Genomic DNA, 12,628 nt, shown 5'->3' with positions numbered 1-12,628 from the left:
GAAACCCATGCGTCCTGCAGGAAGATCGGGTCTCCTTTCGACGCTTGGTTCGGCTGCAAAACTAGAGGCAGAACGGTCGTCGTTCTCGCTTCATTTTTGGAGCGGTGCAGATGACCGGAAAGCGCATGAGATTTTGAGCCGCGCGAAGCGCGATAACGCATCAAAAAATCTCATCAATCCGCGCCGCCTTCTCGACCAGGTCGGACCATCTTTATCTCGGGAAGAGATAGCCCCAAGCGCAGCGCCCCAAGGCACCGGCAGGTGCCGCCCAAAAGGGTTCGAAGAAACCGCCAAAGGAGGCCTGAAAGGACGACGTGCGAGCGAAGCGAGCCTACTCCCGGACGTTTTAACGGACGGGCGCAATCAAACAGGGGTGCGCCGAAGGTGCGCCCCTTTTTGTGGTATTGCGCCTCAAAAAAAGACTATCCTGATATTGGCGCTTGTTGGTCCATTTTGCAGGATTTTTGACCTGGTCAGTTCAGGACTGCTCGGATTTCCGCTGCCGCGATCTTCGGATGCGGCTAAATTTACGCCGTTTGGAGGCGTTCTGCAGAGGGGGCATTTGTTGGTGAAGGCCCAGAAATCTGCGATCTAAAGGCGTGGTAGCCGTGAAGCCCTGCGAGGTAACGCGAAACGCTACAATCGCTAGTAATCATCGTGTTTCTCACGAATTGCCGCGAAACCATCGGAGTCCACGCCTCGAGAGGGTGAAAGCCGTGAAGCCCCGTGAGGTGTGCAAAATGAGGGGGTTGCCGGTCGGGCGCATGAACTTGAGGCGACAAGCGGCATTGCGCTACTTTCCTGCCGCGAAGCCCCGTGAGGGTACGCGGTAAAAAAGTTTATGCCGCGAAGCCCTGTGAGGGTACGCGATTTAGATTTTCATCCTAAAATGGAGTTGTCTGGCAGCTGTCTGCGGCTGGCAGCGTCGATTTTATGGGCTTTGCCGTGAAGCCCCGTGAGGTGTCGCGACGATAGTTGGCGGGATTTCCGGACTCCATTTTCACGGCGCGGCCTTCACCTGTGGCTGCTTTCGGCAGCATAGAAGGATGCAATAATGAGCGATCTGTTGATGCAAATTGTGATTGGCGCGGACTCGATTTTCGCGGTTTCAAGTTCGGGTTTCGCCACCGTTGTTGAGGTGGCTTGAGCATGGAAAATGTCTCGTCTGACAAGCGTGATGGTGCGTCCGAAACCAACGGGTCGAAGGGCAATCAGAAGGCCGATAAGAGCCGCTCCTATCGTTTGAGACGCGCCTATGCAGAAGACGTTGCTGGCGCCATCGGCAGCAGTGATCCCGCATTCGTTGAGGCGCTAATCGAGATTGATCGATGTAAGCTTGATCCTGCCAAGCTGAGCCTCTCGGGCTCTTTTGAAGATCGGTTGAATAGCGCGGTCTCTTTCATCCAGTCGTATAGGGGCAGCGCCTTCTATCCAAACTCGCGAGAGTTGGACTACGACCCGGCGAGGGATGCAGATCGTAGGTTTCGAGAGAACTCAGCCGTTGAGAAGATGGTGTCGAGTGAGATGGATCTCTTGAGGCTCATCGTTGCAAATGCAGCTGTCGCTTCGGCTATCCAGAGTAAAGCGGATGAGCACCTTCGACTACAGGCGGTGTTGGAGACGGAGCTTTCTCGAAGGCGGACGCTTGCAGAGGGCTGGAGGTATCAATTGCCCAAGGCTGTCCTGCCTCTCTACTCGGCCCTCCATGTAGGAAAAATCGGCCGAGATAAATGCCGTTCGGGTTCCTCCTTCATGCGAGAGTTCATCGATCTGGTAGCGCGTCATGCCGCTGAAGGCGTGACACGAGCCGACCTGGTCGAAGCCTGTGAGATCACTGCAGAGCAGTTCGAACAGGAACTCCGTTCGGCTCAACCGGCAGATGGATCGAGCGAGACCTTCACTGATCTTCAGGCCCGCCTGGAGCGTGAGCTCGATCGCATTGGCGAGGAACTTCAGGCCATCGATCAGGATGATGCCGAAGGCGTCGAGCAGCTTCAGGCAGAGATGCGGGCGCTCACTAAGGTGAGTGCCCTGGGCGGTGGCATCGATGCGGCTGGCCGTATCCAGTTCAAGGATGCTCTGGCCCTGATGGAGCGGCTGGGCGAAAGCCAGTCGGCTGCATCTGGGAAGACTGAGCGGTCGACTAATGGGATGGCTGCAGATCCCGATGAGACGCCCCTGCCCTCCCCTGAAGTTGTGGCCAACTGGCCAACGTCGATCGAAGATCCGCGAGTGGTCGAAGCCATGACGGTGCGGACAACAGGCTTTGGGTCGACGCCGTCGAGCGAGCCGTTCGTCGGCTATCTCTTTAATGCTCGCCCTGCCCCTTTCAGCTTCGTCCCGATGCGGCATGCAGAAGCGAGGAAGGTGACGTCTGGAGTGCTTGAGCCCGCAGACCTGGTCCGGATTGAAGTACCGAAGGGGCTCTTCAAGGTGGAGCAGCTTGATGGTCATTCACCCGTTCTAGGACGAGGTCATCAGCTTATGCTCCCTCCCCATGCATCGGCAGAATGGTATGGGCAGCAGCTTGGTTGGGGTGAGCAGGACTTGCGCAAGATCCAGCCCTTTGGGAATGCTGGAAGCCCGGACTCCATTTCAACGAGCGGCTCGGTGGAGAAGCTGGAGGAGGCTCTCGCTGGGGTTGCCTCGTTACAGCTTCGCAAGCTGATTACGGCACAGCCCGAGCATCTTCTTGCGGACTCCACGATGTTCAACGAAGCCGTCCAAGATCTCGCTCGATGGTGGATGTTTGTCCTCTTCGCTCGGCACTGTTCGAGGAATTTCGAAATCGTCATGCCAGGGGCGATGTTCCATGGTGTCCACGGCCCCGACTTCGTTATCGAGGATGGTCGGCCGGTCTTTGGCGATAGCCATTTTCGAATTCAGGACCCGATGATCCTTATGCGTGAGGGCCAGTTTACTGATAAGGAGATCGTGGACTCTGGACGCGGCGAACGCCGCCGCCGCAGGATCGGTGTACTCGCCAAGTAGGCCCCTCGGTTTTCCCTCTGTGGGCATAAACGGAAACGGCCCGCTTCCTGTCGCAGGGAAGCGGGCCGTTCCTTTTGGTCGTTGGTCCCGACGCCGCTTTAGGGGGGAGGCGCCGAGACCGTGGAAGGGCCTTTGGCACCGGCTATCCGGTTTGCCAAGCCACTATCTTGGGTGTTGTTGGATGAGGCGAAGCCTTAACGGGCTGATCCGTTAAATCAGGACCAGATGTCCTTCAGCGCGCGATCTCAAGGACCGGATCGTAGCGCCATGCGTGGACGTCGAGGCCGCTGTCCGTGACGGCATCGTTGCCGATGGTGCGCCACTGGCTGAACTTGCGATCGGCATGATAGCAAGCTGTCAGCATCTCGAAGCGGCGGCTTCCGCACTCGGCGATACGGATCGCGAGGACAGGCTTGTCCGAGCCGGGCACGCCCTGCGTGACAGGGGTGAAGCCTTCCGGTGCGTCGCTGTGATGGATCATCTGGTTTTCCCTTCTCTCTATGGAGTTCGATTGCCCTGCGATCGAATGGATCAGGTGCTGCCCCGGCCCGCGCGCGATGCAAGGGACGGGCATGGCGGCGGTCGCCGGGGCAGTGCCGCCGGCCTTCTCGCCCCGTAGAAACGGGGTCCGAAGAACCGGCGGAAGTGACTAGCCGCAAGGGCTGGTCGGCCAACTGCAGGCAAGCAGCTGGCGGAGCAAACCTCGAGGGTGGCGCCCGGACCCTGCGGGGCATTCGCAAGGTCCGGGCTGGGAAGTCAGGAGACAGACGAAGGTATCCTCGTGCGTGACGCAGGCAGGGCCGATGGCGTCGCGGCTGGCTAGAGACCGCGGGCCCGTCGGATGCCGTGCGTTCCTTGCGCGCGGTTCCTTTTTCCATCTCCCTACAGGAGACACTTCCCTTTTGATCCGATGATGAATTCGGCGCCGGTGCGCCGCCTGGGGAGGCGTGCTTGTCGCCTCCCCTGCCCGCCTTGGGCGGCTGGCTTCAGATTGTGGCGTCGGCGGCCAGGCCGTTCGGCACGAAGGGCTGCGAGGCCCAGTTGTGCTTGGCGGTCTGGACGTGATCGCAGCGGACGAACTTGCCCACGGCCTGCGGGTATTCGCTCATTGCGAAACTGCCGGCGAGACGCACGACGTAGCCTTCTCGGCTCTCCCAGTCGCGGCGTTCGTCATAGAGCGCGCGAAGGGCAGGCTCATCGTAGATGCCGTCGTAGAGAACGCGGACAGGCGTGATGCCGAGCAGCTCGAACCACTCAAGGGTTTCATCCCACGGGAGGCAGATGTTCCGCTCGTTCCAGACCTGAAAGCCGAGGAAGATGTGAGGCAGGTCGTCATAGGCGATCGAGTGAACGGCCGTGACGTTCTCCCCTACGATGCGCCAGCCTTCCGGTATCTCGTGCTGGAAGGTCGAGGCCCATGCCTTGACGCGATCGCGGCTGGGATGGCCCCTGCCATCCGGTGAGCGAGCGTGAAGATCGCGGGTGTAGATGGAGGTGTTCTCGCCATCCATCTTCTCGGTTGCGATGATGCGGCGGCCTTCGAGGAAGGTGCTGGTCGGCATCATGCGATCATCGTCATGCATCCCGGCCGACCACGGCAGGTGGTAGGTGCGGGGCGAGCGGATGAGATGCGTGAACTGGCCAAGGACGCCGCCGGCCGAAAGGATCTTCTGGACGGATTCGTCATGGAAGAGCTCGCCCTTGAGGCGGGTGCCGTTCGGCTGGATGGGATTGCCCCACTTGTCGTAGCGCTGCCCCTCGTAGAGGTGGGCAGGCAGGACAATGCGGGCAATACTGCACATCTCGCGAAGCGTGTCGGCGCCAAGCGTGGTCTGCTCGGCGAGGATGTGACAGGGCTCGCAGACGGATGCGCCGTTCTCGAGGAAATAGCCGCCGATCTCGTGCGGTTCACGGAACAGGCGGCGCTCGATGATGTGGTGGGCATCGGCTGCTGGGGCGCCGCAGTTGACGCACTGATGGCTGTCGCGGGCAAAGACGCCTTCGCGGAATTCGTCACGCGAAAGGAGCTTGGGCGGCTGGGCCTTGGTGGGCTGGCGGGCCATGGTCTTTTCCCTTCCCTATGGATGATCGGCATAGATCAGCCGTTAGATGCCGGCCCCGACTTTTCCGGCTGTGGCGGCAAAAGAAAACGCGGCTGCGGCTCGCCAGGGAGGAACGAGCTGCAGCCGCGTCACGGGGACATCGGAATGGATGTGGCCCCTTTTCTGGTAGGGCTTGGTGTCAGGCGGCCACGGCCTGAGCGGCTGGGCGCGCGGGCACCGGCTTGTAGGTCGACGGGGCGGCCGGGTTGCGCATGGGTACCTTCCGGGCGTCGAGCTCGAGCGCGATACGCTGGGTCGCCTGAAAGCGCTGGATGCGACCGTCTTCGGTCTCGGCCTTGTCGTAGTAGAAGCGATCCATGGCCCAGAAGAGCGTTGCGACGTCCTGGTCCGATGCGCTGTTCGAAACGCCGTATGCAGCCTGAAGGGCCAGTGCGTGAGCATCCTGGTTGATGGCGTCGTGGTTGATCGCGTCGGTCATCCTTTTTTCCCTTCATCCTGCCTTTATCGTGCTTGCACGTTCCCTGCTGGAGGTGCGGCGAGCACCGGCCTCTTGCGGCTATTGCCGCTTAAAGCCGATCGGCGATCGGCTTGGGGAGATAGCGGCTGAAGGGAGAGAAGAACGCGAGAATGAACGCTGTCACAACCAGCGCAGGATCATGGATCGCGACGTGCGCGGCGACGGCGCCTGTTGCCCCGGCGCAGATGAGGACGAAGAAGACCGCGTAGGTCCTGCCGTCTTCGGCGATGCGCTCGAGGTAGCGCCGGTTCTCGGCTGTGAGCGGTGCGATGAACGCGACGATCGAGAAGATGACCGCATAAGCGGCAAAGGCATCCTTCGCAGTGTCGGCGGCGATGATGTGAGCGACCATCAGCCCGATATCGAAAGCGAAGATGAGGCCAAAGCCGAGCATGGCCCAGCTGGGCGATGCGATGCCGTAGTGATCACGCAGGGCGTCGATCTCGCTCCGCAGGTTGGCCTTTATGAGGGTTCATTTGGAAACGCGGAGGTAGCAGTAGTCCGGAGCGGTCGAACGGTTCGTGAGGGCCGAGCGCTTGGCGAAGATTGAGCGGAACGTTTCGTTGGCCATGACCATTTTCCCTTCAAATTTGGAATTCGGATTTCCTGATCTGAAGGGGTTGGCCGTGCTTGGACCCATCACCCCTCGCTGGGGGTGATGGCGTAGCCGAGAGTGATCGTCTGTCCTGACGTCGAGATCTGGAACTTCTCGCCCTTGCGCGCCTGATAGGTCGCCATGTCGGCCTCGATCTGCTTGCGAAGCTCTGGCGGGCAGTCCTTGGCGATTTCAGCGCGCAGGTCCGAAAAGAACAGGTGCGCAAGTCGCTTCCAGTCGCCGTGCTCTTCTCGCAGGCGATCAGCGTAGCCGATGCCGGTGGAGAAGATTCCGACGAAGATGCGCTCGTCGAGCGGCTGGGTTGCGTCGTCCTGGGTGACGGTCATGGCAGGCCTTTCCTGATCAGTTGGGTTCGAGGAGTTCGACGCAGGCGAAGTGCTTGCCACTTTCATCGAAATAGTCGGAGTACCAGTCCTTCTCGGTGAGAAGGCCGGACATGGCCTCGAAGCGCGAGGGCAGTTCGACGACGTCGGCCAGGCGGCGGGTTTCTTCGAATGCGTCGACCATCGCGCTGTCGGTGCCGAGGTAGATGATGAAGGCCTGCAGGCGGCCGCCGGACTTCGTGAACGAGAGCGAGTAGGTCTCGGTCAGTTCGACGGCGACATCCATGTTGGCCCGGTTGGTCATCTCAAATTCGGCGCGCAGGCCATCGAGGTCGATGGTGGTGTTTTCGAACTTCTCGCCGCCGATAACGGCCTCGGCGATGTCGGTGTTGAGACCGCCCATTCGGCCGACAGTCTCGCGAAACGTGGTCTCGATGATCATGGACTTTTTCCTTCAACCTCGGTTTTGCAGGGCTGCTTATGCAGTCACGATGATGTTGCAACGCTGCCAATGGCGTTTGTCGCGGGTCCAGGACTGGTCGATGTAAAGGCCCTTGCCTCGCAGGGCGCTTTCGACCTCGTCGAGCTCTACCGGATTGTTCATTTCGTGGTCGTTGACCCACTCGATGTAGAGCGTGTCATCGCGCTCCGAGGTTTCGAATGTCGCGCGAAATCCGTGAAGCGCAGTCATGACGGTTTCATAGAGCGTCACTTCTTCGGCGGGGGGGGTGTACATCGGAACCGTCGACCAGTGTGCGTCACCGCCATCGTCGCGCAGGTGGTAGAAAGCGATCGGCTTTCCCCATTCCTTTGCGGCCGCAAGAACGGGGTCGACCACGGTGATGAGCTTCCGCATGTTGGGGTCGATGTTGGTCTTCGACTTCGCCGTGTTCATGAACGCTTCGAGGAGGTCCATGTCGAGGCAACCGGTGAACTGGGTCGAGTAGATGCTCGGACATGCATCTTGACCGCCCGGGAAGTGGATTGCGATGAAGATGTGCAGCTGGTCATGCAGCTTGCCGACGCGTTCGAGCTGCGTACCGTCTTCTGCCTTGGTGTGCGCGTAGATCACGATGCTCATCTTTTTCCATTCCCTTATCAAGTTCATGGAAAATTTGACGATCACCAGATCATCACAACGTAGCTTGTCGATCGTGAGGCGGTGCCTCGCGATCGACAAACCGGACTTTGGTCAGCGGCTGGCCGCAACCGGGTGGACCGTAATGGTCCGCAAGGGGTCAGGGACGAAATCGGCGACAGAATCGACGATTTCTAGCCCCAGTTCGTTGGGGCTGACGTCCGGGCTGGATCCGATGAGCACCTCGTAAGCGCGGTCCGGTGCGGTCATGACCTGGGCCGAAAGCGGATCGAAACCCGACGGGCCATCCGGCGGGCTGATCACGCGGTTCTTGAAGGCCTTGTTGAACGCATCCTCGTCGATGACGCGCACGCGCATGGTGATGACGAATTCCTCGTTCACTGGGCTTTCTCCTCGATCTGCACTTCGAAATCGGCGTTGCGGCGCCACTCGTTGTAGGCGGCCAGATTGGTGATGACGGTGCCCTCGACGTATTCGAGGTGCCGGCGGTGATGGAACTCGAGCACCTTCACCATGTCGGCCGACATCGAAGGGCCGGCGGCACAGCAGGTGATATTGGGCGGATCGCCCCAGTTGAGCTTGCCGGCCTTGATCTGGGAGGAGATGCGAAGGCCCTCGGAGGCTTCCGCGATCTGCTCGCTGCTCCTGTCGGCGATGAGGGATGCCATGACGCGGCGCGAAGGCGACGAGGTCATGCAGACGTTGAAGCGCGTGCGGCACGCCTGGCAGGCGATTTCGACGAGCGCGACTTCATCGGCGTAGATGTCCGGCGCATTGTCCGGATGGAACTCGGCAAAGCGCGGCACGCCGCCTTCCTGCCACCAGACCGGCTTGCGGTCAGTCAGGTCGAGCAGGTCGCTGAAATACTGGTGCATGGAAGAGGACTCCGTTTCTCGTGGACGGAATGATGGGCGGGGACCGGCCCTTGGGCGCGGTCCCCTGCCCTGTTCAGGCGGCAAAGCCGTTGGCGCGGGCCCAGGCAGCGCGCTCTTCGGCGGAGTAGACGCGCACGGCGCCGCCGGGAGCAGCCTGGTTGGGATGCCAGTCAGCGCGGCGCGGAATGGTTGCGGACTCCGTCGCGCGGCCGCGGTGAGCGTGGCGAGCGTGGTTCATGCGAGCCATGATCTTTTCCCTTCATCGATTTCTTGGGAAAGAGATGCTCGTCAGGGGTGGAGGCTTAGCGTCTCAATAAGAGATTCACTCGAAGATTGAAGGCGGCTCAAGATCGCGGCTTTGCAGATCTACCCTACGGGCTTCCGCTTCGGTCGCCCTCTTCTTTGCTACCTTCTCCTTGTCGATAGCCGTCAAAGGATCGAACTCACTGTTGGCGGGGATGCGCTTTACCGCCTCCAGCCATGCCTTGACCGGGTCGGGCTCGATGCCTGCAGGGGGCTCGGCCAGCCTGACGAGCTTTGTCACCGGGCATGATGCGCGCACTGGTGCATCGAGGTTCGTCTGGGTCTCCCAGTTTGACGTGAAGTCAGGGTCGCTCTTATGGGGCCAATTGGCCTTCAATTCGAGCGCGCCGATGTACTTAGTCGCGGGGGACTGGACTATCTCGACGCCTCTCTCGCGGTCGAAGGTGTACTTCAGAAGTCCATCGTAGTCGTAATTGCCGACCTGCAGGACGGGCGGCGCCATCTGAGCATGTCTGGAATCCGGGAGCGCGAGGGATAGAAGCTCGACAGTGGCTTCGGTGCCTGCTGCTGCCCATTCTGGCGCCTGTTTGAAATCGGTGAAGCCGTTCTCATGAAGCTCCTGCGCGCGGCCCCATGTCAGGGCGGTGAGCCAAGCGTAGTGCTCGATCTGCTGGCGAAGCTTTTCTATCTGATAGTTCGCCTCGAGGGTATCGACGCTCGTATGGTACTTCCCACCTTGCCAGTCATAATGAAGCTTGCCGCGTTCGAACCGTAATCTCGCACCGACTGGCAAGTTGTACTTGGAATTCGCATGATCGATAAGGATTTGATGAATGTTGTCGAGGGTGACCGTTTCAGGGTTCACCGTTGATCCGTGATACACGCTTTCATCCAGTTCGACGGCTTCGACGTTGTATGTAAGCGAATCTCTGAGAAGTTGCGCTTGTCCCTCCACCTCTTCCTTGAGTTCGAGCGTAACGTCATCTTCGTCGATTGGGTTTAAGCCCTCGCCTTCTTGGTGAAACAGGTCCGCCGAGCGCTTCATAAGGAGATGAAGATACCTGATGCTTTCTATCTCGATTTTTTTGCTGAATATCGGATATCCACTCAGGTAGTCCGGTTTGACCTGGAATACTCTCGCAAAAAGAGACAGCAGGCTATTTTCGGCGAGTATTTTGAAGTTTTCCAAGACATTGTAGTCTTCAAATTCGTAAGCGACATCAATCAGGTCAGACGATGCCCAGGGTCTATCGATACCATCATCGATTAAGTTGTCCCTGATCTTCTTCATGCCTTGGTGGATGGCCCCCTCGGGTTCTTCGACCCAGTCCCACAAGATTTCGCGAGCGGCTTTATCTGCCCAAAGATCTGCAATATCCAGGTAGGAAAATGAGAGCAGATCATCAAAAATTCTTTCACAGGGAAGCCGGACCTTGGGGTCAGGAGACTGCATTCTCTCGATGAGAACTTCCGCACTGAAAGGGGTTAGATCGTCAGGCTGAATGCGGGGGTACATGAGCTATCCTTCGAAAAAATTTGATTTCGGCCATTTTAGGATGACGCCAGGATCGGCCCAAACCTGAAGATCAGGCCGCCGCAGCCAGCGGTTGGGCCGCCTTCGTCGGTCGGGCCTTCCACCAAGCGCGAAGCGGCAGGAACTCGTTACGCTCGCCAGCCTCGGCGATCTGGACGGCCAGCTTCTGGCAAAGCTCGTCGGTGTTTTGGAGCAGGCGTGCCATCAGGCGCTCGTCAGCTGCAATGGCCGGAATGTCGTCCCACGGCAGGTCCTTGTAGAAGAACGCATCGATGATCTCTCCTGCCCTGCTATCGCGGGGAATGAGGAGCGACACGCGGCTTGTCTGGGGATCGAGCGTGACGAAAGCTGCCCAGCCATGGACGTCCCACATGCGGCGCTTGTCCGGGATCATCTGTATCTCGTTGCGGCCCTGCTCCAGTTCGATCGAGAGCGCGCGGGAGAAGTGCTGCGCCAACGGATCGCTGCACGCCTCGATGCGGGCAATGAAAGCCTCGTCGAACTGCAGGGTCAGGCCGCCAGGCGTCGAGTTGGTGCGGGCGAGAAACAGGCGTCCCAGTTCGCTGGTGCCCTCGATGACGCTGCGGAAGGTGCAGGCCTGCGAATAGCTGGCTTGCGGCTGGCGCATATGGAAGTTGATGAGGTCCAGTTCAATGCGGACCGGGCCGACCGAGAGGACTTCGGCGGTATAGTCGACGACGGTTTCCTGCGCGATCTCGAAGACGATCCAGTTGTAGGGATCGCGGCGCGTGGGCAGCATGTTCGTCTCGTCGGTGTCGACGGGGACGATTGCGTAGTTCAGCGAGGCATTGAGCGGGCCGAGGCGCGTGTAGAGCATCGCGCCTTCGAAGCGGCCGGAGAAGTTGGGCACCGGTACCGCGCCGAGCTGGATGCGCGCCTGGTCGATCGACATCATCTGCGGCTGGGCATGCCGGTTCATGTGATCGGCAGCGTTCACGATGATCTTCTCGCCTTCCTCGGTACGGATGGCCGGGAGGATGGCGTAAAGGCCGGGAACGAGCTTTCCGAGTTGCATGGCGCTTTTCCTTTCGCGGATGTGTCTTGGGGAGTGGCGCCCGCAAGGGGCACTTTTCAGATGTGTCGGCAGAGAAAAACCCGCCGCGGCCGAAGCCGGGCGGGTTTGTCACGGTGGCTTAAGCGATTGCGCGAGCTTCCTCGACCATCGCGAGCATGCGGCCACGTGCATTGTCGTTGTGGCTCTGCACCTCGAAGCCGCGCTCCGGGAAGGCTTCGACGAAAGTCGCGAGCGTGAGAGCGGCTGCGCGCTCCATCGCTTCGTGGGTTGCCGATCCGGCGGTCACAGCCGTCGTGTTGAAGTCCACAAGCTGGGTTTCCCAACCGGCTTCCTCCGGGTTGGGAACAGTGATGACCCAAGTGCCAGCGAGCGTCTGTGCGAGCTTGAACATGATTTTTCCCTTCTCAATTTCAAATTCGAAAGAACTGTCGATCTCGAAGGGCCCGGTAAATTTGGGGCGTGGAGTGTTATTGGTTACTCGGCCATCCACCTGTGCATCAGTCCCAAGTCGTTTTGGTCCATATGATATCGAGCGTAATGGGTGATCATATGGCGCTCTGCGGTCCGATAACTGGACAAGTCGGTTATGATCGGGGAACCGGTTTGCTTGATCGATTCACTGTTGGCATCGATTGCTCGATTGACCGCATCGGTATCGACGGTGATGGGCCATATGGGCCGGATCTGCGCTGAAGCGCGCTGCAGCACGAGCAGTTGGAACCTGGTCAAATCGGTTATGTCGTCATCGAAGTACAGATCGCCGCCGAACAGGCCACATTTGGGCAGCTCGCAGGCAATCTCGATGGTGGTCTTCAGGCGGTACCAGGCTTCCATCATGAGGAAGCCAGCGAAATCGAGTATCTGATCGTCGCCGATATAATCTTCTGCTTCATCAAAGCAGAGACTGCCGACGAAGTCCTCAGGCCATGGTGTTCTAGCCACTTTCGCTAGAAAGGCGAGAACGAGCTCATTCAGATGCCGGTGCTGCTCCTCGCCATATTCGAGCGGGTAGCGGTAAAATTCATCAAGGCGCGACTTGCGCTTGTCCTCGGAATCACTGCCCGGGATGGTCAAGTTGGACATAACCCGAGCGATCAGTTCGCTAGAATCACGGATGATCGAATTGACCATGCGGATCCATTCGTCTTGCTGGCGCAGGTCCTGAAAGTCGAGGTAATGCTGGATGCGGCGTTCAATCGTTGCGGGGTCCTTGGTCTTGATATCTTTCCGCCACTTACTGGTTATGGCTTCTAAGGCTTCCTCCGCTGCCCGAATATGGTCGTCTTTGGAGTTGCTCATTCCCGCTTATC

Annotated in this window: 16 protein-coding genes; 2 read left to right on the top strand and 14 right to left on the bottom strand. The window is 59.4% G+C overall.

Annotated elements, in window-relative coordinates; translation table 11 throughout:
- Positions 1 to 7 precede the first annotated feature (7 nt).
- Entirely contained in the window at positions 8 to 595 is a 588-nt protein-coding gene (locus KIH45_RS17495) for a hypothetical protein (protein ID WP_213177291.1), read from the top strand.
- Positions 596 to 1,149: 554 nt separating this feature from the next.
- A complete protein-coding gene (locus KIH45_RS17490; RefSeq protein WP_213177290.1) occupies positions 1,150 to 2,991 on the top strand; it encodes a hypothetical protein in 1,842 nt (613 codons plus the stop codon).
- Between the two features lie 232 nt (positions 2,992 to 3,223).
- Here KIH45_RS17490 and KIH45_RS17485 read toward each other — a convergent pair whose 3' ends face one another.
- The 14 genes from KIH45_RS17485 to KIH45_RS17420 all read right to left on the bottom strand — a co-directional run bounded on the left by KIH45_RS17485 (position 3,224) and on the right by KIH45_RS17420 (position 12,617).
- Positions 3,224 to 3,472: a hypothetical protein gene (locus KIH45_RS17485; protein ID WP_213177289.1), complete on the bottom strand. Its 249-nt coding sequence runs from the start codon at positions 3,470 to 3,472 to the stop codon at positions 3,224 to 3,226.
- Between the two features lie 505 nt (positions 3,473 to 3,977).
- Positions 3,978 to 5,054, bottom strand: a complete 1,077-nt coding sequence (locus KIH45_RS19225) for an RNA ligase family protein (protein ID WP_225900024.1) — start codon at positions 5,052 to 5,054, stop codon at positions 3,978 to 3,980.
- Positions 5,055 to 5,232: 178 nt separating this feature from the next.
- Entirely contained in the window at positions 5,233 to 5,532 is a 300-nt protein-coding gene (locus KIH45_RS17475) for a hypothetical protein (RefSeq protein WP_213177288.1), read from the bottom strand.
- A gap of 88 nt (positions 5,533 to 5,620) precedes the next feature.
- Positions 5,621 to 5,965 carry a hypothetical protein gene (locus KIH45_RS17470; protein WP_213177287.1) on the bottom strand — a complete coding sequence of 115 codons (345 nt, stop codon included), beginning with the start codon at positions 5,963 to 5,965 and terminating at the stop codon, positions 5,621 to 5,623.
- A 245-nt stretch (positions 5,966 to 6,210) separates the two neighbouring features.
- The gene (locus KIH45_RS17465; RefSeq protein ID WP_213177286.1) at positions 6,211 to 6,513 is read right to left on the bottom strand and encodes a hypothetical protein; all 303 of its coding nucleotides are present in this window, start codon (positions 6,511 to 6,513) and stop codon (positions 6,211 to 6,213) included.
- Between the two features lie 16 nt (positions 6,514 to 6,529).
- Positions 6,530 to 6,952 carry a hypothetical protein gene (locus KIH45_RS17460; RefSeq protein WP_213177285.1) on the bottom strand — a complete coding sequence of 141 codons (423 nt, stop codon included), beginning with the start codon at positions 6,950 to 6,952 and terminating at the stop codon, positions 6,530 to 6,532.
- A gap of 36 nt (positions 6,953 to 6,988) precedes the next feature.
- Complete coding sequence (locus tag KIH45_RS17455; RefSeq protein WP_213177284.1) at positions 6,989 to 7,591, bottom strand: hypothetical protein; 603 nt, start codon at positions 7,589 to 7,591, stop codon at positions 6,989 to 6,991.
- A gap of 111 nt (positions 7,592 to 7,702) precedes the next feature.
- Positions 7,703 to 7,990, bottom strand: a complete 288-nt coding sequence (locus tag KIH45_RS17450) for a hypothetical protein (RefSeq protein ID WP_213177283.1) — start codon at positions 7,988 to 7,990, stop codon at positions 7,703 to 7,705.
- Entirely contained in the window at positions 7,987 to 8,484 is a 498-nt protein-coding gene (locus tag KIH45_RS17445) for a hypothetical protein (RefSeq protein WP_213177282.1), read from the bottom strand. The genes KIH45_RS17450 and KIH45_RS17445 overlap by 4 nt, the downstream gene beginning before the upstream one ends.
- 73 nt (positions 8,485 to 8,557) lie before the next feature.
- A complete protein-coding gene (locus KIH45_RS17440) occupies positions 8,558 to 8,731 on the bottom strand; it encodes a hypothetical protein (protein ID WP_213177281.1) in 174 nt (57 codons plus the stop codon).
- 75 nt (positions 8,732 to 8,806) lie between these two features.
- On the bottom strand, positions 8,807 to 10,264 hold the full coding sequence (locus tag KIH45_RS17435) for a hypothetical protein (protein WP_213177280.1): 1,458 nt from the start codon (positions 10,262 to 10,264) through the stop codon (positions 8,807 to 8,809).
- A 70-nt stretch (positions 10,265 to 10,334) separates the two neighbouring features.
- A complete protein-coding gene (locus tag KIH45_RS17430) occupies positions 10,335 to 11,318 on the bottom strand; it encodes a hypothetical protein (RefSeq protein WP_213177279.1) in 984 nt (327 codons plus the stop codon).
- A gap of 118 nt (positions 11,319 to 11,436) precedes the next feature.
- Entirely contained in the window at positions 11,437 to 11,709 is a 273-nt protein-coding gene (locus KIH45_RS17425) for a hypothetical protein (protein ID WP_213177278.1), read from the bottom strand.
- An 83-nt stretch (positions 11,710 to 11,792) separates the two neighbouring features.
- The gene (locus KIH45_RS17420) at positions 11,793 to 12,617 is read right to left on the bottom strand and encodes a hypothetical protein (RefSeq protein ID WP_213177277.1); all 825 of its coding nucleotides are present in this window, start codon (positions 12,615 to 12,617) and stop codon (positions 11,793 to 11,795) included.
- Positions 12,618 to 12,628 lie beyond the last annotated feature (11 nt).

It is taken from the genome of Croceicoccus gelatinilyticus, assembly GCF_018398395.1.
Lineage (GTDB): Bacteria > Pseudomonadota > Alphaproteobacteria > Sphingomonadales > Sphingomonadaceae > Croceicoccus > Croceicoccus gelatinilyticus.
Note: the sequence above shows the minus strand (reverse complement) of the source record. Positions and strands in the feature narration are given on the sequence as shown.

Bases quoted from the DNA above. Each gene is read 5' to 3' on its own strand.
- KIH45_RS17430 (WP_213177279.1), bottom strand. From the start codon at position 11,318: ATGCAACTCGGAAAGCTCGTTCCCGGCCTTTACGCCATCCTCCCGGCC.
- KIH45_RS17490 (WP_213177290.1), top strand. From the start codon at position 1,150: ATGGAAAATGTCTCGTCTGACAAGCGTGATGGTGCGTCCGAAACCAAC.
- KIH45_RS17425 (WP_213177278.1), bottom strand. From the start codon at position 11,709: ATGTTCAAGCTCGCACAGACGCTCGCTGGCACTTGGGTCATCACTGTT.
- KIH45_RS17460 (WP_213177285.1), bottom strand. From the start codon at position 6,952: ATGATCATCGAGACCACGTTTCGCGAGACTGTCGGCCGAATGGGCGGT.
- KIH45_RS17455 (WP_213177284.1), bottom strand. From the start codon at position 7,591: ATGAGCATCGTGATCTACGCGCACACCAAGGCAGAAGACGGTACGCAG.
- KIH45_RS19225 (WP_225900024.1), bottom strand. From the start codon at position 5,054: ATGGCCCGCCAGCCCACCAAGGCCCAGCCGCCCAAGCTCCTTTCGCGT.
- KIH45_RS17475 (WP_213177288.1), bottom strand. From the start codon at position 5,532: ATGACCGACGCGATCAACCACGACGCCATCAACCAGGATGCTCACGCA.
- KIH45_RS17465 (WP_213177286.1), bottom strand. From the start codon at position 6,513: ATGACCGTCACCCAGGACGACGCAACCCAGCCGCTCGACGAGCGCATC.
- KIH45_RS17445 (WP_213177282.1), bottom strand. From the start codon at position 8,484: ATGCACCAGTATTTCAGCGACCTGCTCGACCTGACTGACCGCAAGCCG.
- KIH45_RS17470 (WP_213177287.1), bottom strand. From the start codon at position 5,965: ATGCTCGGCTTTGGCCTCATCTTCGCTTTCGATATCGGGCTGATGGTC.
- KIH45_RS17435 (WP_213177280.1), bottom strand. From the start codon at position 10,264: ATGTACCCCCGCATTCAGCCTGACGATCTAACCCCTTTCAGTGCGGAA.
- KIH45_RS17420 (WP_213177277.1), bottom strand. From the start codon at position 12,617: ATGAGCAACTCCAAAGACGACCATATTCGGGCAGCGGAGGAAGCCTTA.
- KIH45_RS17440 (WP_213177281.1), bottom strand. From the start codon at position 8,731: ATGGCTCGCATGAACCACGCTCGCCACGCTCACCGCGGCCGCGCGACG.
- KIH45_RS17485 (WP_213177289.1), bottom strand. From the start codon at position 3,472: ATGATCCATCACAGCGACGCACCGGAAGGCTTCACCCCTGTCACGCAG.
- KIH45_RS17495 (WP_213177291.1), top strand. From the start codon at position 8: ATGCGTCCTGCAGGAAGATCGGGTCTCCTTTCGACGCTTGGTTCGGCT.